The sequence below is a fragment of the Thermophagus xiamenensis genome, assembly GCF_900112795.1.
Lineage (GTDB): Bacteria > Bacteroidota > Bacteroidia > Bacteroidales > Marinilabiliaceae > Thermophagus > Thermophagus xiamenensis.
Map to the genome: position 1 here is coordinate 140,610 of NZ_FONA01000008.1, position 23,282 is coordinate 163,891.

Genomic DNA, 23,282 nt, shown 5'->3' on the forward strand with positions numbered 1-23,282 from the left:
GAGAACGGTTTCTATAATAATTCAACATTACCTTTTGCCTCTTTCACCACTTCAATTGCAATATTTCTGGAAACTTCTTCATAATGGCTAAATTCCATAGAGGAAGTAGCTCTTCCTGAAGAAATAGTTCGCAACGAAGTTACATAACCAAACATTTCAGCCAAAGGAACCATAGCTTTAACCACCCTGGCACCCGCTTTCGATTCCATACCTCCTACTTGTCCACGACGTTTGTTGAAGTCAGAAATGATGTCACCCATATATTCTTCCGGGGTAACCACCTCTACCTTCATAATAGGCTCAAGTAAAACGGGTTTTGCCTTCTTGCAAGCGGCCTTAAACGCCTGACGAGCAGCTATTTCGAAAGACAGCTGATCAGAGTCTACCGGGTGGAAAGAACCATCAAGCAATTCTACTTTCAGGCTATCAACATTAAATCCGGCAAGCACCCCATTTTTCATGGCTTCTTTGAAACCTTTTTCTACAGATGGGATGAATTCTTTAGGGATATTACCGCCTTTAACCAAGTCGATAAACTGAAGGCCGGTTTGTCCTTCGTCAACAGGACCAACCCGAACGATAACATCGGCATATTTACCACGACCACCGGTTTGTTTCTTAAATACTTCTCTATGCTCAACCGTCTGAGTAATTGCCTCTTTATAGTTAACTTGTGGACGTCCCTGATTACATTCTACTTTAAACTCACGACGCAAACGGTCAATAATAATTTCCAGATGCAACTCACCCATTCCACTAATAACGGTTTGCCCGCTATCTTCATCGGTTTTAACCTGGAAAGTGGGGTCCTCTTCTGAAAGTTTGGACAAGGCATTACCCAGTTTATCCAAATCTTTCTGGCTCTTGGGTTCAACGGCAACACTGATAACCGGATCGGGGAAATCCATTGATTCTAACACAATAGGATGCTTTTCTTCGCACAATGTGTCTCCGGTACGTATATCTTTAAACCCGACACAAGCGCCGATATCACCAGCTGAGATAACCTCCCTTGGCAGCTGCTTATTGGATTTCATCTGATAAAGACGGGCAATACGTTCCTTTTTCTCGGTCCGTGAATTCCACACATACGATCCTGAATTAATTTTACCCGAGTAAACCCTAATAAAAGCGAGTCGACCCACAAAAGGATCGGTAGCAATTTTAAACGCAAGAGCTGTAAAAGGTGCATTTTCATCATGCGGGCGGCTTTCGGTGTTACCGGTTTTAGGATTAGTACCTTCAATTTCGGCCACATCAACGGGCGAAGGCAGGAAACCCACAATAGCATCGAGTAACCTCTGAATTCCTTTATTTTTAAAAGCAGAACCACATAACATGGGCACAACTTTCAGATCGATGGTGGCCTTTCTCAGAACATCAATAATTTGTTCTTTGGTAATGGAATCGGGATCTTCGAAATACTTTTCCATCAATTCATCATCATACTCGGCCACAGCTTCGATAAGCTTACCACGCCATTCGGCCACTTCATCGGCCATATCGGCAGGCACATCCTCCAATTTATAATTGGTACCCAGCATGTCATCATCGTACCAAACAACGGCCTTATTTTCAATTAGGTCAACAACCCCTCTAAAACTATCTTCTGCACCAATAGGCACTTGAATAGGAACGGGATTAGCTCCTAATACTTCTTTCACTTGACGTACCACCTCAAAAAAGTTGGCACCTGAACGGTCCATCTTATTAACAAACCCCAGACGGGGTACGCCATACTTATTGGCCTGACGCCATACCGTTTCGGACTGAGGTTCTACACCTCCAACAGCACAAAATACAGCAACAGCACCATCCAAAACCCTGAGCGAACGTTCTACTTCAACAGTAAAGTCAACGTGGCCGGGGGTATCTATGATGTTGATTTTGTACTCTTGGTCATTGTATTTCCATTGCGTTGTAATGGCAGCGGAAGTAATGGTAATACCTCTCTCTTGCTCCTGCTCCATCCAATCCATCGTAGCGGAACCATCGTGCGTTTCCCCTATTTTATGGGTCATACCGGTATAAAACAAAATGCGCTCGGTAGTGGTAGTTTTGCCGGCATCGATATGCGCCATGATTCCGATATTTCTCGTGTATTTTAAGTTAGCCTTTGCCATAATAATCCTCTAAGCTATCCTCTTTATATAATGATTAAGTTTAAATTCTAAAATGAGCAAATGCACGGTTAGCTTCAGCCATTTTGTGCATATCTTCTTTCCTTTTGAAAGCGCCACCCTCTTGGTTGTATGCCGCAACAATTTCAGCAGCCAGTTTCTCTGCCATAGATTTGCCGCTACGTTTACGGGCAAATGTTATCAAATTCTTCATACTTACCGAAACCTTACGCTCGGGACGAATTTCGGTTGGAACCTGGAATGTAGCCCCACCAACGCGTCGACTTTTTACCTCGACTGAAGGTGTAACATTTTCCAAAGCTTTCTTAAACATCTCTAGAGAAGATAGTCCCTCCTTTTCAGCCTTCTCTGCAATCATATCCATCGCACCGTAAAAAATATTGAAAGCGACAGATTTTTTTCCATTCAGCATCAAATTATTAACGAATTGAGTCACCAATGTATCATGATACTTGGGATCGGGAAGAATGACTCTCTTTTTTGGTTTGCTTTTTCTCATTTCTAACTTTTTGTTTATTAGCTTTTTTATTGGCTGTATTCAAGTCTTCAACGACCCGTCGGGGGGTCATTTACTCAACCACTGTTTACAAACCAATAAACAAAACCATCATGAAACTTAAATTACTTTTTAGGACGTTTTGTACCGTATTTAGAACGACGCTGTGTACGACCTTCCACACCGGAAGTATCGAGAGCACCACGAACAAGGTGATACCTTACACCGGGCAAATCTTTAACCCTGCCACCACGAACTAACACAATAGAGTGTTCCTGTAAGTTGTGACCTTCACCCGGGATATAAGCATTCACTTCTTTTCCGTTCGTCAACCTTACCCGTGCAACTTTACGCATTGCTGAGTTCGGTTTCTTGGGAGTTGTGGTGTAAACCCGTACACATACCCCTCTACGTTGCGGACAACCATTCAAGGCAGGTGATTTACTTTTTTCAACCTGTTTCTTCCGTCCTTTCCTTACTAACTGTTGAATTGTTGGCATATAGTCATTTATTTTTAAACTTAATATTCTCTGTTAAAACGGGTTGCAAAGGTAGCTTTTTTCTGCAAAAACTGTATTGATTTTCAATATTTTTCACTCCTTGGCACAAAAAAGCGGTGCAAAAGTACTAATTTTCAAATGAAAAATCATAACATTATACGATTTTTTTAGTGTAAAGAATTGGTTAAAAATGGTTTTTATCTTTTTGTGCAACCGACAAATTGGCTCCTCATTTTTCAATCTGCCGCACCTCCCTTAAAGTTTTTTGTTTTTTTAACACTTGCAAAACATCAACTTTTATTGTTTTTGACAGCACTTAATTTTTTGAACAAAAGCAGCAATTGGGCATAAAATTGAACCATTAATGCCCCGGCAACAAAATTGGAATAGGACAGTAATGAGCAAAGCTCTCAACCACTTAAGAAATGTAATGCTCAACCTAATAAATTTTAAAAAATTGGCTGAAGAACATCTCATTTACACCGCCCAAAGAATCATCTAAGAAAAAAGAATAAAACATATTGTATATTTGCACCGCCAAGAATAAAATTTTTTAAAACCAAAAAGAAATGAAAGCATACGTATTTCCCGGCCAGGGTGCTCAATATGTTGGAATGGGGCAGGATCTCTATGAAAATCATCCCTTAGCCAAAGAACTATTCGAAAAAGCCAATGAAATATTGGGCTTTCGAATTACCGACCTTATGTTTGAAGGCACGGACGAAGATTTAAAGCAGACCAAAGTCACTCAACCGGCAATATTTTTGCATTCTGTCATTCTAGCCAAAACCATAGAACAATCATTTAGTCCGGAGATGGTTGCGGGACATTCGTTAGGTGAATTTTCTGCTCTGGTAGCGGCCGGGGCACTCTCTTTTGAAGACGGATTAAAACTGGTATCCCAAAGGGCTATGGCCATGCAAAAAGCTTGTGAAATGCAACCCTCAACCATGGCGGCAATTGTCGGATTAGAGGACTCCGTTGTTGAAGAGGTCTGCCAATCTATCGATGAAATCGTTGTGCCAGCCAACTATAATTGCCCGGGACAATTGGTAATTTCAGGAACATTCGAAGGTATCGACAAAGCTTGTGAAATATTAACCGAAAAAGGTGCCAAAAGAGCACTAAAACTTTCGGTAGGTGGTGCATTTCATTCACCATTGATGGAGCCTGCTCGTGCCGAATTAGCCGAATCAATTAATAATACTGCATTCAATACTCCCGTTTGTCCGGTATATCAAAATGTGGATGCCAAACCTTATACTGATCCCGAAAAAATTAAAGCTAATCTAATCTCACAATTAACAGCGCCGGTAAAATGGACACAAACCATTCACAATATGCTGGCCGATGGTGCCGACCATTTTACTGAAATTGGTCCGGGAAAAGTGTTGCAAGGGTTAATCAAAAAAATTGACCGAAAAGTTACCACTGAAGGAATTAACAAGTTGCAATAAAACAAACCAGAGAGAGGTGTCTAATGTTCCAATATAACCCAATTAGCCTCCTCTCTTTGTTTTATATCAATCTATTTTGTTTTTAATGGTTCGTCAACAGTCACTGGGGAAATCAACACGAATACGGTTCATTAATTACTAAAAGCTCCTTTTGCCTGTACACTTCCACATCAGTTTTTTCCACCTCTACATATTGGTATGCCCAACTCTCCTGATCATGCTCGATTCAGGATTACTCCATCGTTCTATCCGGGGAATCATTCCACATGACCAGCGCTTTTTGTTGCTTGCCATCCATCAAAATGGTTAACGGGGTATTAAAACGTACATGAGTAAAAAAACCGGTATCCTGGATTACTTGTTGTTTTTTTAGAAAATCAAGGTTTACAAATTCATTTTTGTTTTGTTGCTGAATAGAAAAGTACCCAATGTTCATTGAGGTAACATTATGGAAGAAATGAGATCCCAACGAAGCATCCAAAGGAAAATCGGGTAGTCCCATCTCCACAATAACACGAGCTTTCGATATTTGTGACCAAAAAACCGGAATGCCGGTAGAGGGGTCACGCGTACCCCAACGGCCAGGACCAATCAAAACATATTCCCGTCCCTCCTGCTCCATCGTTTCATTTATATGCGCAATTTCCTGAGCCATTTGTCGTGTTTTAGTCCGGTCAAATTTTTCAACATTCATAAATACCACATCACAGATGTGATCGTAACGTCCATTACCCATCCCTTTTTCGGATTGAATAAAAACGCGCTCCCGAACCACATCGGAAAAATCCACATCCATATGTTTTTCCAGACGAATGAGCGGTTTTATTTGCAACAACCAGAGAGTGGGATTCCCACGATCGCCCGGATCCAGATCTAAGGCAAATTCAATTTCGACAGGTGCACCCATAGCTTCCCGGAAATAACGCAATAAAACATCTAAAGTACGGGCCAATGGCACCATATCATATTTTAAAATATCGGCAAAATTCACCACCCTGGGACCAGGGATAGAAAAATCATTAACCAAACGATCATTATTAGGATCGTAAACACTGGCACAATGTTTCAGATTACCGTCTTCCTCGGCCTCTCTAATATCTAATTTACTGATAAAAGCCTCTTCGCCTTCTTTCAAAAAGTCGACCTCCTCTTTTTCCATATCGACAGCATAAAAATACTGCTGTGAATCTTTAATCTGGTCGCCTAAAGAACTCAGTTCAAGTCGCGGATAACGCGGACAAAACCGCCAGGCCCTCTCTCCACCTACAACATATTTCCCTAATCCCACACCAATAACTGCAAAACCATCTTCGGGCTTCATATATGAGAAGGGATAATAATTAAACGATTGAGCAACCCCACTGATATGAGGATAGTAACGATTATGAGCTTTTTGGCCTACCAATTTTTGAATAATAACGGCCATTTTTTCCTCATCTATTTTGTAATGTACCGCTTCGAAATAAGCTCTGGCAGTAGGACTAAAAATAGAGGCATAAACTAATTTTATTGCAGAAGCCAACTGAGCATACCGCACTTCAGGATTTGGATGATTATTGGGAAGCACGAAGGTAGAGAAGACTCCGGCAAAAGGTTGTAAAAGACTGTCTTCGAACAGGCCGGACGATCTCACAGCCAACGGTGCATCCATATACTCAATATACTGCCGCAATTTGCGTTCAACCTCATCACTCAAGTCGGCAGCTAAAAACTGTTGCTTAATAGATTCAAAGTTTTTCTCTTCGTAAACCGTTTCAAACAAATGATTTTTCTCCAGAAACACCGAAAACTCACCTGCACCAATAATGGTAGTGGGTGGTATTTTAATATTTAAATCAGGGACTATTGACAGAAAATCAATGTTTTCAATAAAATTACTAAGAAAAGCCAACCCTCTTCCTTTTCCTCCAAACGAACCATCTCCAATGCGCATTACAAACTTATCTTCTTTAACCAGTGCAGGATCGAAAGGAACAACGCGGCCTCTCATACGCTCTAACCGAGCCTCTTCAAAAATATCCAAAATCTTCTGTCGTAATTTTGTAGTACTGTCAAAATCCTCGATCCTGTAAGGTCTTAATCGCTTGGCAATAGAAATTTCACCGCGAGCCATCAACCAGGTAGAAATACCGTTTCGGCGGGCATGATAAAGTAACGATTCAGAAGGTATTTCTCTCAAACACTTTATAAATTCTTTTAGATTCCGGGCAGTAGCCAAAGTAACCCCTCTGGAATTGGTAAAAACAAAATTTCCGAATCCCAATTTCTGATGGATAAAATTATAAAGGTCCATGCTGAGGGTGTCAGAATTTTTATCGATAAAATCGGCCTCAACCACCTCAGCTTTTCGAGCATTTTCCGGATCAGATGACTGCAGAAGGGTAGGAATGTTAATTTTACTTTTTACATATTTAATCAGGTCAACCCCGGCATTCTCATCGGGTTCTCCCTTGCGCATATACTTAACATCGGAAATAACACAGATTAAATTATCAAGATACTGATCAACAATTTCGACGGCTTCTTCATAAGTACTTACCAATAACACCTTGGGGCGAACCCTCATCTTAAGAATTTTATGAGTCTGGTCCGAGCTTTCTTCTGCCAAAATATTCTGGGTTTGAATCATAATGATAGAATACAACATTGGCAGATAACGCGAATAATAGCGTTGAGAGTCCTCTACCAGTAAAATAATTCTCACATCTCCGACCTTTACATCATTTGCGGCATTAACCTTATCTTCCACATATTTAATCATGGCCAGGAAAACACGGGAATCGCCATTCCAAACAAAAACTTTATCAATATTACCCTCCAACGCTGATGTGTGGTCAAAATATTTAAGGTCTTCATTATTATTTACCATTAAAAGAACCGGAAGCGAGGGGCAAATTCGACGAATTTCCCGGCTTAAGGTTAGCGGCATGGTTTTATCCAACCCGACCATTAAGATCACCATATCGAACTTTCGTTCGTTTATTAACTGCAACGCTTCGTCGTAAGTGGCAACACTGGTAATCCGGGGGGCCGAAAACAGATTGAGCTGCAAATATTCGCCAAAAATCTTATCAAAGAAACGTCCTTCCCTTACAATGGAATAAGAATCATAATAAGTAGCTACCAAAAGTACCTCTGTCACTTTAAAGGACATCAGTTCCTGAAAAATATCCTGATCGGTCTTTTTTCGTTTATAGATTTTGGATAGCTCAACATATTGATTATCATTAATCATAAGCTAAACAAGAATTAAGAAAACCAAAACAAGGTATGAGATTTTAGCGAAAAAACAAAAGTTTAGACCGGGATGAAACAGCTTAATTTGGGAAACAACTGCAACAGAAAAGATAACGTCCCGGCATTGAGCCAAAGTATCGACCAGTCAGGATACAAAAGGAAATTAAGAGAAATATCCATCCGGCTAAAACTATAAGAAAAAGGGCAACCCCAGATACATTTAAACGACATATTAATCACAGCCGGGCAAAAAATTTCCATTCCCGGCAAAAAATGTATCTTCCCTGCCACCTATTTAAAGTCGCTGGCGCAACTTTGGGGTTTCCCGGCGATTCTTCGGCTCCTCCTGCCAATAATTGGCAGGCGCTGGCATTATTTTAATGGTTCCGGGCAGATGATTAGGCCTTCCCGGCAATGTTAACAGGCTTCCTGGCGGGCAGGAAGAGGTAAACCTATGGCAGGAAAAGAAAATTCTTCACCCGAAGCGCTTTTATCCCCCCGGCATATGAATATTTTTACCAGCCGGGCGAACCAACCCGGTAGAAAAGCAAAAAAAAGAGGGTGCCTAAAAACTCTGTAATACTTTGTGTAATATGGATAACATTTTGCTTAACAAACTGTTCCGCAAAATATCACCAATTGCCACAAAATAATAATGTGTTTTTAGGCACCCTCTATAAATTTTTCTTTAAAGCTTTTTATTTCCCCCTAAACATCTGTTCAAATAAAATGAATCAGACAGGGTAATTAAAATATGGCTATTTCCTAAATGTCAATAATAAAAGACATTCAGAATTCCAAAATATTAAACATATAATTACTCATTTCTTTAAATATACAAGTAAAAAAACAGAGCCCTTAAATACCCGGATGCACTATCTGTTTTTTAGTTTTATCATCAACAAACTTGTATTCAAGAAATGCAAGAGAATCGGCGGGTTTCACCTTAATACCAAAACCAAGATTAAGTTTCCATCTAAAAATCTGCGATGGAAATCCTTGCTTCAAGTAGGCATAAATATAAGGATGAACCCACAAGGTTAGTCTTTTCACTTTCAATTCTTGCACAACAAACCGGATTTTATCATTCAAAGTATCGGCAAACAGGATGGAAGGTGTAATTTTCCCTTTTCCGTGACACACAGGGCACTTTTCACTGGTGTCAATATGCATTTCGGGCCGAACCCTTTGCCGGGTAATCTGCATCAGCCCAAACTTACTGAGTGGTAAAATATTGTGTTTGGTTCTGTCGGACTCCATCACTTGTTTCATTTTTTCGTAAACCTGTTGACGGTGTTCGGCAGATTGCATATCAATAAAATCGACAACAATAATACCACCCATATCCCTAAGCCTTAACTGCCTGGCAATTTCTTCGGCTGCAGCAAGATTAACTTCTACAGCATTGGTTTCCTGGTCTGATGCTGATTTTGACCGGTTGCCACTATTAACATCTATTACATGCAGAGCTTCGGTATGTTCGATAATAAGGTATGCTCCACTTTTAAAAGAGACCGTGCGGCCAAAAAGGGCTTTAATTTGTTTTTCAATTCCAAACTGGTCGAAAAGAGGCGCATTCCCCCTGTAAAGCTTTACAATTTTTTCTCTTCCGGGAGCTATAAGTTCCACATATTCCTTAACCTCCCTGAAGACATCGGCATTGTTAATAAACACCGATTGGAAAGAAGGATTAAGAAGATCTCTAAGGATGGCAGAGGTACGACCAATTTCTCCCAAGACAAGACCGGGAGCTTTAATGTCGCGAATTCTGGCTATCGCATCTTCCCATCGTTTAATGAGCGTACGAAGTTCTTTGTCTAATTCGGCCACCCTTTTACCTTCAGCTACGGTTCGAATGATAACACCGTAGTTTTTAGGTTTAATACTCAAAAGCAGCCGCTTCAAACGGCTTCGTTCCTCCGGAGAATTAATTTTCTGACTTACCGATACGCGGTCTGAGAAAGGAATAAGGATAAGATTCCGACCAGCAATTGAAATTTCTGAAGTAAGCCTGGGCCCTTTGGTTGAAATAGGTTCTTTGGCAACTTGTACCAATACTTCCTGACCGCTTGACAATACTTCGGAAATGGTTCCCGATTTATTAATGTCGTTTTCCGGTTTAAATTTGTGCAAAGAGATACTCCCTTTTTTAGTTTTGGCTTGCTGAATATATTTATTTAGGCTTAAAAATTGTGGTCCCAGGTCCAGATAGTGCAAAAAAGCATCTTTCTCATACCCGACATCCACAAAGGCAGCATTTAATCCGGGCATAATTTTTTTTACCTTGCCCAAATAAATATCGCCAACGGCAAATTTGACATTGCTCGGTTCTCGCCGAAGTTCTACCAAACGCTTATCTTCAAGCAAAGCAATGACAAGTTCGCTGGGAGTTACATCTACAAATAGTTCTGCACTCACAATACGAATTAAATTAAATTATCACTATTTCAAAGAACGACTTAAATGAAAACAACAAAAGAACAAACGGCACTTTGGCCATTTGTTCTTGATAATTACTTATAAGAAATCAAAAAACTACTTTTTCTTTTTGTGACGATTCTTACGTAGTCTTTTCTTTCTTTTATGAGTTGACATTTTATGCCGTTTTCTTTTTTTACCACTAGGCATAGTTTCTTCTATTTTAATAAGTTAAACATCTACTTTACATTGTTTTTAACCTTCGTCACAAAACTCTTGGAAGGTTTAAACGAAGGAATGTAATGTTCAGGAATAATAATGGTAGTGTTCTTGGAAATGTTACGGGCAGTTTTTTCTGCACGCTTTTTCACGATAAAACTACCAAAACCTCTCAGGTATACATTTTTACCTTTTACGAGACTTCCTTTTACTGTTTCCATGAAGGCTTCTACAGTCTTCTGTACTGTAACCTTCTCAATTCCAGTATTCTTCGAAATTTCATTAACAATATCAGCCTTTGTCATCTCTTTGTAAAATTATTTAATTATCAACTATTTAGAAGTCAATTTTAAATTTCAGTGTGCAAAGATAAAGGAATTCCATAAGAAAAAAAACTAAACCCTTATTTTTGCATAAATTTTTAATAATGACCAGTTTCCTTTTCAAAATAATACAATGGTATAAAAACCATGCCCGTGACTTGCCATGGCGCAAAACCACTGACCCTTACAAAATTTGGATATCGGAAGTAATACTTCAGCAAACACAGGTAAAACAGGGGTTAAGTTATTACCTTCGCTTTATCCGGTCGTTCCCGGATGTCCAGGCATTGGCTGAAGCATCAGAACAAGAAGTTTTACGTCAATGGCAAGGTCTGGGATATTATTCCAGAGCCAGGAATCTTCATTCCGCAGCAAAAACCATTGTCAAAGAGCAAAATAGCTTGTTTCCACAAACATACAAAAAAATATTGAAATTAAAAGGAATTGGACCATATACAGCTGCTGCAATAGCCTCTATTGCATTCGGAGAGCCCGTTCCGGTAATCGATGGAAATGTTTATCGTGTACTGTCTCGTTTATTTTTAATAGATCTCCCCATAGACACTACTGAAGGGAAAAAATATTTCGAGAAGTTAGCCTGGCAGCTTTTAGATCGTCATGATCCGGGCACATACAATCAAGCCCTTATGGAATTGGGTGCTTTAATCTGCAAGCCGGCCAATCCGCTATGCCAACAATGTCCGGTGAAAGAATTTTGCAAAGCAGCATCAAAAAAACAGCAACAACTCTTCCCGGTGAAAAGCAAAAAAATAGTTAAAAAGAAACGATGGCTGCACTACCTGGTTGTTTCGCAAAACGGTCATACCATTCTTCAGAAAAGGACCGACAATGATATATGGAAAGGACTTTACCAATTCCCGTTAATAGAAACCACAAGCTCTTGCTCAACTCAATCAATACGGCCTAAAATTCTGGAAATTTTTCCGGAAGCCATCAGTATAAAAAAAATTAATCAAGTAAAGCATTTGCTGACCCACCAGGAACTACACATCTCTTTTTATAAAGTAATATGGCCCGAAAACCGCTCTTTATCCTTAGCATCTAACCCTCAGCCATTGAAATTGGTTAAAAATGATGAAATAGTGGAACTTCCCTTGCCACAAGTAATCAAAAAAAACATCTCACTAATAATTAGTCATTGAATTTCAATAAACTATAAATCACACCAAAAGAATTTTTCGTTCTGATTATGAAACAGTCTTAAAAGTTTAGTACCTTAGCTGTTTAGAATCCTAAAAATCCGATTAATTTATGATTAACAAGGTAATTTTAATAGGCAATGTAGGGAAAGACCCGGAAGTAAGATATTTCGACAATAACGAAGGAGTTGCCAATTTTCCGCTTGCCACCACCGAACCAGGATTTACCACACGCGACGGCCGACAAATACCGGAGAGGACCGAATGGCACAACATTCAGGTTCGAAGAGGTCTTGTTAAAGTTGCCGAAACATATATAAAAAAAGGTACTCAGTTGTATATTGAAGGCAAACTGCGTACGCGCTCATACGAACAAAATGGTGTAACCAAATACATCACCGAAGTGGTGGTTGACACCTTAAAATTATTGGGTAGAAAAGCAGATAATCCGGCAGCAGCCAATACTTCTGCTGCGGCCTCTTCATCGGCACCAACGTCAACTCCTGCCTCTGAAGGAAGTCCTTTTGCTCCACCTCAGAGTGCACCGCCAATGAATGAAGAAGGCTTCACCTCGGGAGATGAAGGTTTGTCTCAAGAAGAGGACGATTTACCTTTTTAGTAAGTTGATTAAATTGTCATTCCTTGGAAACAGATTTATTTCTATCGCATTTTCCCGCAGTAATAGCCAATATAGTATATCATCCTCCAACAACAGAGATAATAGTGGCCATCATAGCCACCCTGTTACTTTTGGGAGGTTCGGCTTTTGTGTCGGGATCAGAGGTAGCTTTCTTTTCCCTTAAGCCAGATGATATAAACTATTTCAGAAATGAAAACTCTAAAAGGAGTCAACAAGTCATCAACCATCTGGAAAACCCTGAATTACTACTGGCTACCATCCTGATTCTTAACAATTTTATAAATGTAGGCATTGTCATCCTGTCGGCCTATATCTCAACCGGACTATTATCATTTGGCGATAACACAACCCTTAAATTTATTTTTGATGTAGTCATCATCACCAGCATAATACTTTTTTTCGGCGAAATTTTTCCAAAAGTATTGGCCGGACATTCGCCCCGAAAATTCGCCACCACAGCATCTTCTATTCTTAAAACGGCTGTGAAAGTATTGAAGCCTTTAAGTATGTTGCTGGTTAAATCATCAGAATATGTAAAAAATAAAGCGGCTCAAAAAATCAACAACCTCTCATTGGATGATATTTCCGATGCTCTTGATTTGACTGGCGACGAAGTTTTTGAAGAAAAAGAAATCCTCAAAAGCATTGTCAATTTCGGAAACATTAATGCGGGGGAAATCATGACCGCCAGAGTAGATGTGACTGACCTCGAAATAAAAAACGATTTTAACAAAGTATTGTCAGTAATAGTGGAATCGGGTTATTCCCGAATTCCGGTATTTGAAGAAACTCCGGATAATGTTAAAGGCATTTTGTACGTCAAAGACTTGTTGCCTTATTTGGGACAAGACAACACCTTTAATTGGCAAAAATTAATCCGACCGGCATACTATGTTCCTGAAACCAAAAGAATAAATGATCTTCTTACCGAATTCCAGGCAAATAAAATCCATATGGCCATAGTTGTCGATGAGTATGGCGGAACATCAGGAATTATTACGTTAGAAGACATTCTGGAAGAAATCGTGGGTGAAATTAGTGATGAGCTAGACGAAGAGGAAGACTTTTTCTCTGTGCTGCCCGATGGTTCGTTAGCGTTTGAAGGGAAAACTTTGCTAAAAGATTTCTTTCGCATCACCGGCCTTGACGAACATGTTTTCGACAAAGTAAAGGGCGAAGCAGAAACATTAGCCGGGCTATTACTCGAAATCAAGGGCGTTATTCCCGAAAAACACGAAATTATTGAAATTGGCCCTTATAAATTTAATATTTTAGCAGCAGACAAACGACGTATAAAAAAAATCAAATTTGTTCAAAAAGGGAAATCATGAAGGCTAACATATTTCTTTTATGGCTGGTGGTCATTTTTTTGGCCGTTGCCTGCAATAATACTTATCCGCCTAAACCCAGAGGTTACTTCAGGATTGCTCTGCCACCCAAAGAATATGTGCCGATAGACACTCTTTTACCCTATTCTTTTGAACGTCCTGTTTACTCAAAAATAGTTCCACACCAAGGTTACTCAGAACCCTACTGGATCGACCTTTTATTTCCACAGTTTAAAGCACAAGTCCATTTTAGTTATAAACCAATTGAAAAAAACTTATATCAATTATTCGAAGACAACCGTGAATTAGCTTTTAAGCATACTGTTAAAGCCGATGCCATTAAAGAACGATTATTCGAAGCCCCTGAAAAAGAAGTTTATGGCATACTCTACGAAATAAAAGGCAATACTGCTTCACCTATTCAGTTTTTTGTTACCGACAGTGTTCGACATTTTCTCAGAGGTTCTCTATACTTCGACGTGGTACCCAACAAAGATTCAATTGCGCCGGTACTGAATTTTATCAAAGAAGATTTAACCCACCTGATTGAAACCATTACCTGGAGAACCGACATGGCAAACAAGCCAAAATAAAGCTCTTCCTTGCTAATTCTAATTTTATCGTAAATGGCCATTGTTTTTGAGCAAACTAACAATAACAGCACAAGAATTGCCGTGTGGGAAATTTCAGAAAATGAAGAAGAACTGCTAAACCTGCTGCCACCATTGGAAAACAAAGAGGAAAAATTTCTTCAAAATATATCCAATGCTTCGCGACGAAAAGAATGGCTGGCCTCAAGAGTTTTAATTTATCAACTTACCGGTCTTTATCCTGCAATCGGTTACAATGAGAGTGGACAACCATATTTAATCAACAGTTGTGACAACCTCACCATTTCTCATACAAAAGGTTATGCCGCCATCGGGTTATCCCAAAAAACAATTCCAGGCATAGATATTGAATATCCGTCGGACCGCATCAGGAAAGTTTCGGACCGCTTTCTTAATACTGCAGAACAACAGTTTATACAAGAGCAATATTTTGATATTCAATTAGGCCTTATTTGGTGCGCCAAAGAAGCGGTTTATAAAGCAGCCGGACACCCCGGAATTTCTTTTAAAGAACAGATTATTGTTTCTCCCTTTATTCCTCATAATTCTCAGGGAAGTTTTGTTGCAACTTTTCATTCACAAAATCAGACTCAACCTTTTTCATTAAATTACCACCTGACTAAAGACTACTATTTGGTCTGGACAAAATAATCCCACATACCGTTTTATTGTAGAGTAATGTTTTGAAACTTCATATATTTGTCGTCAGAAACCTGATTAATTTCCATTAGTTTGAAAATATACAACTATATAAGCCAGCATATAGCCCAAAAGAAAAAGATGCTTGCCTTGCTTATTGACCCGGATAAATGCCAGGGTGAGAATCTGGTACAACAAACAAATTTAATAAACCAACATAGGCCACACCTGATTTTGGTTGGTGGAAGCCTGACCACCTATCCGGTAGATGAAACGGTTCAATATTTAAAAAAACATACCGATATTCCTGTAATTCTTTATCCCGGTCATCCGATACAATTATCATTTTCGGCTGATGCGTTATTGTTTCTTTCCATGATATCGGGCAGAAATCCCGAACTGTTAATAGGTTCACATGTTGTTTCAGCACCTATAATACGAAAAAAAGGTTTGGAAGCCATTTCCACAGGGTATATTTTAATTGATGGGGGTATTTCCACATCGGTTGAATATATTAGTCAAACCCGCCCAATACCTTCTGATAAATATGATATTGCTGCAGCAACAGCAATGGCTGGCGAGATGCTTGGACTTAAAACCATTTACCTCGATGCCGGAAGTGGGGCTCAAAAACCGGTAAACCCCGAAATGATTAAAACAGTGAGAAAAAACATTCAAATTCCGCTTATGGTAGGTGGTGGTATCAATGGCCCGGAAAAACTGAAAAACGCTTTCGAAAGTGGTGCAGATATTGTGGTTGTAGGAAACATACTGGAAAAAGACCCATATTTGCTTCAAAAGTTTATGGAAATTACCCTTCAGTGTTAATTTTCCCATATCTCAACACTTCCACATCTTCCATAAATATTAATCCGCCCCCACCCGCTTTATCCATAATCCGGTTGACTATTTTTGCAAAATCAAATAAACGCTCGTAGACGTCAACCAACCATATAATCACTGGGACATCATCGCTTAGCGCAAAAATTTTACTGCTATGCAGCAAATTATCAGCCCCATACGACATATCCCCCCTCACTATTGTGGAACCAGCTAATTTATACTTTTTGGCAGCATAAATAATGACCTCATATAGTGGTCGCTGATAAACCCTTTCCGATTCCCCAACAATTATAGTCAATTTTTTGACTTCCCCCGAAAGATTCATGTTTTTTAAGTTGTTTAGGTTTCCTTTCTCTAATAAAACGAACCTTATAAAAACTCTTCTAATCCCTGACAATAAGACAGAATAGATTTGGTTTGGTCCACTCTATAGGCTCAACGCCCCATGTTCACAATTCACTAACCAATAATACTAATGACTAAATCTACTAATGATTAAAAACTTCTTCTGGCTTCTGCCTGTGCACTTCTGCCTCTATATTTTTACTGCGCCAACCTTAATTGTTTAATCCCACATTACCAACAATTTAAACACTGTCTTCTATCATTATATTTTTTAACATATTACAAAAATCAATTTAGCCAACTAAATTGATAATATCAATTTATATTTAAACTATATGGGCTTTTATGTATAAGTTCAATATTTTACATGACTATTTAATCTAATATACGCCCATACAAAAATTAATTTCTTCACAAGCGATACTATCTGTATTTTTCAATTCATGACATTATTTATATATATCACATAAAACTTAAGTATCAGATAAAGAAAAAATAAACCATTAGCTTGTATCTTATCAAGGATTTATTAATTTTACAGTCATCCCATTTTTAACTTATTTTATCACCTTTTAAAAATTACTGCCATGAAAGTATATCATGCCGATCAAATCAAAAACATATCGCTGCTTGGAAGTAGCGGCTCGGGAAAAACCACCCTTGCAGAAGCAATGCTTTTCGAGGGTGGTGTTATAAAACGCAGGGGAAGTGTGGAAAATCAAAATACAGTTTCGGATTATCACCGGGTAGAGCACGAATATGGCTACTCGGTTTTTTCGTCGGTATTGTTTACCGAATGGGAAGGGAAAAAATTAAATTTTATCGACACTCCCGGGGCCGATGACTTTATCAGTGGAGCCATAACAGCTCTCAACGTCACCGATACTGCCCTTATGATGTTAAATGCGTCGCAAGGTGTAGAAGTAGGTACCGAAAATTTATTTAGATACACCGAGAACTATCACAAGCCGGTAATATTTGTAGTAAATCAACTTGACCACGAAAAGGCCAATTTTGAGATGACCATGGAAATGGCTCATGAAACTTTTGGTCATAAGGTGGTCATTGTCCAATACCCCATCAATGTAGGCCCGGGATTCGATGCTTTAATAGATGTTTTAAAAATGAAAATGTACAAATGGGGACCGGATGGGGGTGTCCCGGAAATTTTAGATATTCCTGAGGAAGAAAAAGAAAAAGCAGATAAGTTACATAATGAACTTGTAGAAGCAGCGGCAGAAAATGATGAAGACTTGATGGAACTTTTCTTCGACAAAGGAACCCTTGACGAAGAAGAGATGCGCCGAGGAATACGCAAAGGCTTGGTAGCAAGAGATCTTTTCCCCGTTTTCTGTGTATCAGCAGCAAAAGACATGGGCGTTCGTCGCCTGATGGAATTTCTGGGAAATATTATTCCTCTTGTATCAGAAATGCCACCAAAGGTTAACAACCAAGGCCAAAAAGTACCCTGTGATCCCAACGGACCTGCTTCCATCTTTGTCTTCAAAACAAGTGTTGAACCCCACTTAGGTGAAGTTAGCTTTTTTAAAGTAATGTCGGGAAAAGTAACTGAAGGCATGGATTTGATGAACATGACCCGAGAAGTAAAAGAGAGACTTTCTCAACTTTATTGTGTGGCAGGAAACACTCGACATAAAGTGGAGGCTCTTCAGGCCGGAGATATTGGTGCCACCGTCAAACTAAAAGAGACCAAAACAAATCACACGCTCAATGAAAAGGGATGTAACCACATTTTTGAGCCCATCAAATATCCTGAACCAAAATACAGAACAGCTGTAAAACCTGTAAACGAAAGCGATGATGAGCGACTCGGCGAAATACTGCAACGGATCCACGAAGAAGACCCAACCATAGAAGTAGAATACTCTAAAGAACTTAAGCAAATTATTGTTTCCGGACAAGGGGAGTTTCATTTGAATACCATGAAATGGCGAATAGAAAACAACGACAAACTCCCCATTGAATTCTTACCTCCCAAAATTCCTTATCGCGAAACTATAACCAAACAAGCCAGGGCCGATTATAGACATAAAAAACAATCGGGAGGCGCCGGACAGTTCGGTGAAGTACACTTAATTATCGAACCTTATTATGACGGTATGCCAGACCCCACAACCTATAAGTTTAATGGGCAAGAATATAAAGTAAACGTCCGTAATACAGAAGTGGTAGAACTATCGTGGGGTGGAAAGCTGGTCTTCTGCAATTGTATCGTAGGTGGGGCTATCGACAGTCGCTTTATGCCTGCAATACTCAAAGGCATAATGGAAAAGATGGAAGAAGGACCTTTAACGGGCTCCTACGCGCGTGATATACGCGTCTGTGTGTACGATGGGAAAATGCACCCGGTCGACTCAAATGAAATAAGCTTTAAACTAGCCGGCAGAAATGCCTTTAGCCAGGCCTTTAAAGAGGCTGGTCCCAAAATCCTTGAACCCATTTATGATGTGGAAGTACGCGTCCCTTCCGATCGCATGGGCGATGTTATGAGTGATCTCCAGGGCAGAAGAGCTATTATTGAGGGAATGAACAGTGAAAAGGGGTTTGAAGTGATTAAAGCAAAGGTACCATTAAAAGAAATGAACAAATACTCAACCTCTTTAAGCTCAATTACAGGTGGTAGAGCTTTCTTCTCAATGAAATTCAGTAAATACGAAAAAGTTCCTCCTGAAGTGCAACAGGAGCTCTTAGCAGCTTATGAAGCAGAATCAAAGAAAGAAGAGTAATTAAAAATATTCTAAATCTCTTTATTGAGGGCTGCCACTGTGAGCAGCCCTTTATTTTTTCGCAGTATCATTGTTATTTTTACTTCATAATAGGATTAAAATTTGACCACTAACTATTTCAATACAATATTAAATTTCAATTATCTTTGAACTTACCCAATGATATAACGTTTGAAACGTTAATTAATTTAATCGAAAATCATTGAGCAAATAAACAGTAACATAACCAACTAATATTGTAACAACCAGAACTTGTATAAACCGAAGGTCTTAAGAGTTTCATCCGGACAATAACACAGATAAACTTAAAACGAATGCAAAATCGCTCAAAAAAAATACGCCTTGGAATATTCATTTTAATTGGGACAAGTATTTTATTGTTTTTAATCGTATATATAACTGCCCGAGAATTTTTCAGAGAATCAGACACCTATTATGTGACTTTCAGAGATATATCTGTGAGTGGCATGGAAACGGGAAGTCCGGTAAAGTATCTAGGCATAAACGTAGGCACTATCTCAAAAATTAGTATTAATCCGGAAGATATTACAAGCATTATTGTAGAATTGGCACTCAAACCTGGCACACCAATAAAGGAAGATGCTAAAGCCGATATTGTTGCCCTGGGCATTACCGGCATGAAGGCTATTGAAATAAGAGGCGGAACCAATGAGGCAAAGCTGTTAAGTCCTGGCTCTTATATCCAGGCAGGTTCCTCATTAGCTTCTGAAATAACGGGTCGTGCTGAAGTTATTGCTAAAAAAGCCGAAAATGTCCTTAACAATTTACAAGTATTTACGCACCCCGACACTTTAGCGCAAATTATTACTACTTTCAAAAAATTTAGTAAGCTGGCACAAAATGCCGACCAAGCAATTCTTAAAATAGATTCCTTAATCGCGCAAAATAAGCAAAACCTTCATTTTACCCTGGAAAATGCTGCCAAAATAAGTGACTCAATTCTAAATGTCACTCATTCACTCAAGGAAACAACAGAAAAAATCAACCTTTTGATACAAAGTGATTCAATAAACCAAATCATTGGTAATACCAGAGATATCACGCAAAAACTAAAGGAATCGGACATCTCTCAACTTATTGAAGACCTTGCCAGGGTAGCAAAACAAACAAAAGAACTTCTGGAAAAGGTGGATGATGATATTAACAAAGGGAGCAAAGATTTCCTGGAAAATCAAGAGATGCTCAAAGCAACTCTTCGGAATTTAGAGGAAGCCTCACGGAAAATCAACAACAACCCTTCCATCCTCATCCGTAAAAGTAAAGCTAAAAATTTGCCTGATGATCTTTTCAAAGACTAGTATCTTTACTTTTAAATTCAATAAATTTCAAAATATTGAAAGTGAAAATTCATTGAAATCGTTTGCCATAAAAGATCCTATGCCTTAAATTAAAATATGATTTTATCGCAATATATATTCCTGGTCATGCGAGGTCCATCCGACCAATGAGTTAAGTAAACTTTTTACGAATGAAACGAGCATGGCGGCTTTCGCCACAGAAGAGAACACATAAAACTCTGAGGCAGAAGGCAGAAGAAGTTTATAGTCATTAGTGATTAGTGTTGATTTACTAATGACTAATTAACTAACCACTAATGACTACTTTTAAGAAACAATACATCAATGAAGTAAGTAAATTTTATACGGATGAAACATATATTCTATAAATCTTTAATTATTACATTTTTATTTACAGGTTGCGGGACACAAAAAACCGTAATAAAAAGATTTTATACGCTCGAACAAACGGACAAACTGAATATAAACCGTTTAAATGACACCGTTCAAATTAATGCCCGATGCGAAGTTGAAGATGTATTCGTATATCCAGCCTATTCAACACGAAAAATTGTCTTTAGAGATGCATCACATCAAATACGCTATTTTGAAGATCATGAATGGGCAGTTCATCCCTCGGAAGTTTTGACACGTATGACCATTGATTTTTTATCGGCTCAAAATCTCTTTTTAAAAGTTTCTAACCGTTTCTGGAAACATACACCTAAATATCATGTGAACACCACAATTTATAAGATGGAAGTGGTTCCTACCGAAAACAGAAAAAATTTCACTGCACACCTAGAAATCAATTTCCAATTAACAGATGCAAAGACAGGCTTGGCAATCGTCAACCATTTTGCAAACAGAGAATCCGAACTGGAAACAAAAAATTTAAATCTGCTAGCAGAAAGTATTAGCAATTTATTTTATGAAGAGTTGGAAAAATTTGCCACTAAAATTAAAGACGAACTTTCAAATAGGGAAATTGGTGAATAGGCAAAAAATAAATATATCAAACCATTTTTCCCAACAAGGGAATTTAATTATGCTTAATAATAAGCTAACCATTTCTAATACTGCAGAATTTCTGCATGACTTGGACAACCTTTTTCGCAAGACAAAAGAAACCAACCTTACCATTGACCTTGCAAAACTCAATGAAATAGACAGCGCCGGTTCCCTTGCCATTCATCAATTACCAGAAATAGCCGCAAAATACCATATCAGCATTAAAATAGAGAATGCCGATGAAAAAATAAAAAGAAAAATGGAGTTGTTTCGGCCAGTTGCCGTTAACTTCACTAACCCCAGAGAAAAGAAAGAAGGGCTTTTTATGGTTTTGGGTGAAAAAACCTCTCATTTTTTTACAGAATACGTTATCTCATTTTTGTATCTCGTTTCTGATATTCTCTATTGGTCGATTAAAGACCTCTTTTCCCGAAAGCATCGAAGAAAAGGTGAAGTAATTAACCAAGCCATATCTATTGGCGTTAATGCCTTACCCATTGTTATGGCCATGGCATTTATAATTGGCCTGGTCTTAGCTTTACAATCATCTTTTCAACTTCGCAACTTTGGAGCTAACGTCTATATTGTTGATTTAACAGTTATCGCCATGATGGCAGAAATGGGGCCACTAATAACGGCGATTATGGTGGCAGGCCGAAGTGGCTCTTCAATAGCTGCCGAAATTGCCACAATGAAAGTAACAGCCGAAACCGATGCCTTGCAAACCATGGGCCTCAATCCCATTCGGTTTGTAGTAATCCCTAAGATTTATGGCAGTTTGATTACCCTGCCATTTTTAACCATCCTTGCATGTATGGCAGGCATTATCGGCGGCGCAGTAGCAGCCAATTTTTATTTGGATATTACACCAGAAATTTTTTTTAACAGAATGCCTCTGGTCCTTTACCAAAAAGATATTTTAACAGGAATTTTTAAAAGTCTTTGTTTTGCATTTATAATTGTCATTACAGGAACTTTTTTTGGTTTTAAAGTAAAAGAAGGCGCTGAAGGAGTTGGAAAATCTACCACCAGCGCAGTAGTAGCAGCGATTGCCTTAGTAATAATAGCAGATCTTGTTTTGGGCATATTGTTTTACTGATTGATTATATAGCAATATATGCAGGAAAAAATCATAGATGTTAAAAATCTCAGTGTATCGTTTGATGAAAGACAGATATTGGAGGATGTTTCTTTTTCGGTAAACCAAGGCGAAATAGCGGTTATCCTGGGAGAAAGTGGGTCGGGAAAAAGTACAATACTTAAACACATGTTAGGCCTTTTCCCATTAGCACCAGGAACTGTAACCATCTTCGGCCAGGACATTGCGGAACTGGATGAAGACATTGCCATGAAATTTTATCGGAAACTGGGTGTGTTTTACCAAAACGGAGCTCTATTAAATTCCCTGACTGTAGCCGAGAACATTGCTTTACCCCTCGAACAACATACAGACCTACCTGCCGATATAATCGAGGATTTAGTACGTACCAAACTTAGCCTGGTTAATCTAAATCATGCATTTCACCTATATCCCTCACAATTGAGTGGAGGTATGTTAAAGCGGGCCGCCCTTGCCCGGGCAATTATTATGGATCCCCCCCTGCTCTTTTGCGACGAGCCTGGTGCCGGACTAGACCCGGTATCCCTGGCAACACTCGATGAGTTAATTCTCAACCTTCGGGACCAATTGGGAATGACAGTTGTTATGGTAACTCACGAAGTTACCAGTATTTTACGTATTGCCAATAAGGTGATTTTTGTAAATAAAGGTCGTATCGCCTTCGAAGGTTCGTTAGAGGAAGCTCAAATTTCGGATGTTCCGGAACTTCGAGCTTTTTTCAGAGTTGGTACCGGCGGGAAAAAATAACT

At 38.9% G+C, this 23,282-nt stretch carries 20 protein-coding genes; 13 read left to right on the forward strand and 7 right to left on the reverse strand.

Translation table 11 applies throughout. From position 1 onward, the window contains the following. Positions 1 to 11 precede the first annotated feature (11 nt). From fusA to rpsL, 3 genes are all read right to left on the reverse strand, one after another. Positions 12 to 2,123: an elongation factor G gene (fusA, locus tag BM130_RS06580; protein ID WP_010527046.1), complete on the reverse strand. Its 2,112-nt coding sequence runs from the start codon at positions 2,121 to 2,123 to the stop codon at positions 12 to 14. A 40-nt stretch (positions 2,124 to 2,163) separates the two neighbouring features. Further along, positions 2,164 to 2,640: a 30S ribosomal protein S7 gene (gene rpsG / locus BM130_RS06585; protein WP_010527045.1), complete on the reverse strand. Its 477-nt coding sequence runs from the start codon at positions 2,638 to 2,640 to the stop codon at positions 2,164 to 2,166. Positions 2,641 to 2,762: 122 nt separating this feature from the next. Then, complete coding sequence (gene rpsL, locus BM130_RS06590) at positions 2,763 to 3,137, reverse strand: 30S ribosomal protein S12 (protein WP_010527044.1); 375 nt, start codon at positions 3,135 to 3,137, stop codon at positions 2,763 to 2,765. 569 nt (positions 3,138 to 3,706) lie between these two features. On the opposite strand from rpsL, the gene fabD reads away from it, so the two are divergent. Continuing rightward, a complete protein-coding gene (gene fabD / locus BM130_RS06595) occupies positions 3,707 to 4,594 on the forward strand; it encodes an ACP S-malonyltransferase (RefSeq protein WP_010527043.1) in 888 nt (295 codons plus the stop codon). Between the two features lie 232 nt (positions 4,595 to 4,826). Here fabD and BM130_RS06600 read toward each other — a convergent pair whose 3' ends face one another. Further along, a complete protein-coding gene (locus BM130_RS06600) occupies positions 4,827 to 7,829 on the reverse strand; it encodes a PEP/pyruvate-binding domain-containing protein (protein WP_010527042.1) in 3,003 nt (1,000 codons plus the stop codon). A gap of 72 nt (positions 7,830 to 7,901) precedes the next feature. Here BM130_RS06600 and BM130_RS15755 point away from each other — a divergent pair, with 72 nt between their 5' ends. Next, positions 7,902 to 8,027: a hypothetical protein gene (locus tag BM130_RS15755; RefSeq protein WP_258164877.1), complete on the forward strand. Its 126-nt coding sequence runs from the start codon at positions 7,902 to 7,904 to the stop codon at positions 8,025 to 8,027. Positions 8,028 to 8,689: 662 nt separating this feature from the next. On the opposite strand, the gene BM130_RS06605 is transcribed toward BM130_RS15755, so the two are convergent. Together BM130_RS06605 and BM130_RS06610 are read right to left on the reverse strand one after the other, a co-directional pair. Then, a complete protein-coding gene (locus BM130_RS06605; RefSeq protein WP_010527041.1) occupies positions 8,690 to 10,249 on the reverse strand; it encodes an Rne/Rng family ribonuclease in 1,560 nt (519 codons plus the stop codon). Between the two features lie 239 nt (positions 10,250 to 10,488). Further along, the gene (locus BM130_RS06610; RefSeq protein ID WP_010527040.1) at positions 10,489 to 10,773 is read right to left on the reverse strand and encodes an HU family DNA-binding protein; all 285 of its coding nucleotides are present in this window, start codon (positions 10,771 to 10,773) and stop codon (positions 10,489 to 10,491) included. A 122-nt stretch (positions 10,774 to 10,895) separates the two neighbouring features. Here BM130_RS06610 and mutY point away from each other — a divergent pair, with 122 nt between their 5' ends. The 6 genes from mutY to BM130_RS06640 all read left to right on the forward strand — a co-directional run bounded on the left by mutY (position 10,896) and on the right by BM130_RS06640 (position 15,997). After that, positions 10,896 to 11,954 (forward strand): A/G-specific adenine glycosylase, encoded by a 1,059-nt coding sequence (mutY, locus tag BM130_RS06615; RefSeq protein ID WP_010527039.1) that lies wholly within the window; start codon positions 10,896 to 10,898, stop codon positions 11,952 to 11,954. A gap of 109 nt (positions 11,955 to 12,063) precedes the next feature. After that, positions 12,064 to 12,570 (forward strand): single-stranded DNA-binding protein, encoded by a 507-nt coding sequence (locus tag BM130_RS06620; RefSeq protein ID WP_010527038.1) that lies wholly within the window; start codon positions 12,064 to 12,066, stop codon positions 12,568 to 12,570. Between the two features lie 23 nt (positions 12,571 to 12,593). Further along, complete coding sequence (gldE, locus tag BM130_RS06625; protein ID WP_081474939.1) at positions 12,594 to 13,922, forward strand: gliding motility-associated protein GldE; 1,329 nt, start codon at positions 12,594 to 12,596, stop codon at positions 13,920 to 13,922. Next, positions 13,919 to 14,512, forward strand: a complete 594-nt coding sequence (gene gldD / locus BM130_RS06630) for a gliding motility lipoprotein GldD (RefSeq protein WP_010527036.1) — start codon at positions 13,919 to 13,921, stop codon at positions 14,510 to 14,512. The genes gldE and gldD overlap by 4 nt, the downstream gene beginning before the upstream one ends. A 33-nt stretch (positions 14,513 to 14,545) precedes the next feature. Further along, complete coding sequence (locus tag BM130_RS06635) at positions 14,546 to 15,181, forward strand: 4'-phosphopantetheinyl transferase family protein (protein ID WP_010527035.1); 636 nt, start codon at positions 14,546 to 14,548, stop codon at positions 15,179 to 15,181. 81 nt (positions 15,182 to 15,262) lie between these two features. After that, positions 15,263 to 15,997, forward strand: a complete 735-nt coding sequence (locus BM130_RS06640) for a phosphoglycerol geranylgeranyltransferase (protein ID WP_237706103.1) — start codon at positions 15,263 to 15,265, stop codon at positions 15,995 to 15,997. Here the strand turns inward: BM130_RS06640 and BM130_RS06645 are convergent. Further along, a complete protein-coding gene (locus tag BM130_RS06645) occupies positions 15,981 to 16,337 on the reverse strand; it encodes a DUF190 domain-containing protein (RefSeq protein WP_010527033.1) in 357 nt (118 codons plus the stop codon). The genes BM130_RS06640 and BM130_RS06645 overlap by 17 nt on opposite strands. Before the next feature lie 607 nt (positions 16,338 to 16,944). On the opposite strand from BM130_RS06645, the gene fusA2 reads away from it, so the two are divergent. From fusA2 to BM130_RS06670, 5 genes are all read left to right on the forward strand, one after another. Beyond that, complete coding sequence (gene fusA2, locus BM130_RS06650) at positions 16,945 to 19,104, forward strand: elongation factor G2 (RefSeq protein ID WP_010527032.1); 2,160 nt, start codon at positions 16,945 to 16,947, stop codon at positions 19,102 to 19,104. A 314-nt stretch (positions 19,105 to 19,418) separates the two neighbouring features. Beyond that, complete coding sequence (locus BM130_RS06655; protein ID WP_010527031.1) at positions 19,419 to 20,423, forward strand: MlaD family protein; 1,005 nt, start codon at positions 19,419 to 19,421, stop codon at positions 20,421 to 20,423. Between the two features lie 348 nt (positions 20,424 to 20,771). Further along, a complete protein-coding gene (locus BM130_RS06660; protein ID WP_010527030.1) occupies positions 20,772 to 21,401 on the forward strand; it encodes an ABC-type transport auxiliary lipoprotein family protein in 630 nt (209 codons plus the stop codon). A gap of 49 nt (positions 21,402 to 21,450) precedes the next feature. Then, the gene (locus BM130_RS06665; RefSeq protein WP_010527029.1) at positions 21,451 to 22,512 is read left to right on the forward strand and encodes an ABC transporter permease; all 1,062 of its coding nucleotides are present in this window, start codon (positions 21,451 to 21,453) and stop codon (positions 22,510 to 22,512) included. An 18-nt stretch (positions 22,513 to 22,530) separates the two neighbouring features. Continuing rightward, positions 22,531 to 23,280, forward strand: coding sequence for an ABC transporter ATP-binding protein (locus tag BM130_RS06670; RefSeq protein ID WP_074964312.1), 750 nt, complete (start codon positions 22,531 to 22,533; stop codon positions 23,278 to 23,280). The last annotated feature ends 2 nt before the right edge of the window (positions 23,281 to 23,282 follow it).

What these genes read in the sequence shown, in the direction of transcription:
- fusA (WP_010527046.1), bottom strand. Translation starts at nt 2,123, where the DNA reads ATGGCAAAGGCTAACTTAAAATACACGAGAAATATCGGAATCATGGCG.
- rpsG (WP_010527045.1), bottom strand. Translation starts at nt 2,640, where the DNA reads ATGAGAAAAAGCAAACCAAAAAAGAGAGTCATTCTTCCCGATCCCAAG.
- rpsL (WP_010527044.1), bottom strand. Translation starts at nt 3,137, where the DNA reads ATGCCAACAATTCAACAGTTAGTAAGGAAAGGACGGAAGAAACAGGTT.
- fabD (WP_010527043.1), top strand. Translation starts at nt 3,707, where the DNA reads ATGAAAGCATACGTATTTCCCGGCCAGGGTGCTCAATATGTTGGAATG.
- BM130_RS06600 (WP_010527042.1), bottom strand. Translation starts at nt 7,829, where the DNA reads ATGATTAATGATAATCAATATGTTGAGCTATCCAAAATCTATAAACGA.
- BM130_RS15755 (WP_258164877.1), top strand. Translation starts at nt 7,902, where the DNA reads ATGAAACAGCTTAATTTGGGAAACAACTGCAACAGAAAAGATAACGTC.
- BM130_RS06610 (WP_010527040.1), bottom strand. Translation starts at nt 10,773, where the DNA reads ATGACAAAGGCTGATATTGTTAATGAAATTTCGAAGAATACTGGAATT.
- mutY (WP_010527039.1), top strand. Translation starts at nt 10,896, where the DNA reads ATGACCAGTTTCCTTTTCAAAATAATACAATGGTATAAAAACCATGCC.
- BM130_RS06620 (WP_010527038.1), top strand. Translation starts at nt 12,064, where the DNA reads ATGATTAACAAGGTAATTTTAATAGGCAATGTAGGGAAAGACCCGGAA.
- gldD (WP_010527036.1), top strand. Translation starts at nt 13,919, where the DNA reads ATGAAGGCTAACATATTTCTTTTATGGCTGGTGGTCATTTTTTTGGCC.
- BM130_RS06635 (WP_010527035.1), top strand. Translation starts at nt 14,546, where the DNA reads ATGGCCATTGTTTTTGAGCAAACTAACAATAACAGCACAAGAATTGCC.
- BM130_RS06645 (WP_010527033.1), bottom strand. Translation starts at nt 16,337, where the DNA reads ATGAATCTTTCGGGGGAAGTCAAAAAATTGACTATAATTGTTGGGGAA.
- fusA2 (WP_010527032.1), top strand. Translation starts at nt 16,945, where the DNA reads ATGAAAGTATATCATGCCGATCAAATCAAAAACATATCGCTGCTTGGA.
- BM130_RS06655 (WP_010527031.1), top strand. Translation starts at nt 19,419, where the DNA reads ATGCAAAATCGCTCAAAAAAAATACGCCTTGGAATATTCATTTTAATT.
- BM130_RS06660 (WP_010527030.1), top strand. Translation starts at nt 20,772, where the DNA reads ATGAAACATATATTCTATAAATCTTTAATTATTACATTTTTATTTACA.
- BM130_RS06665 (WP_010527029.1), top strand. Translation starts at nt 21,451, where the DNA reads ATGCTTAATAATAAGCTAACCATTTCTAATACTGCAGAATTTCTGCAT.
- BM130_RS06670 (WP_074964312.1), top strand. Translation starts at nt 22,531, where the DNA reads ATGCAGGAAAAAATCATAGATGTTAAAAATCTCAGTGTATCGTTTGAT.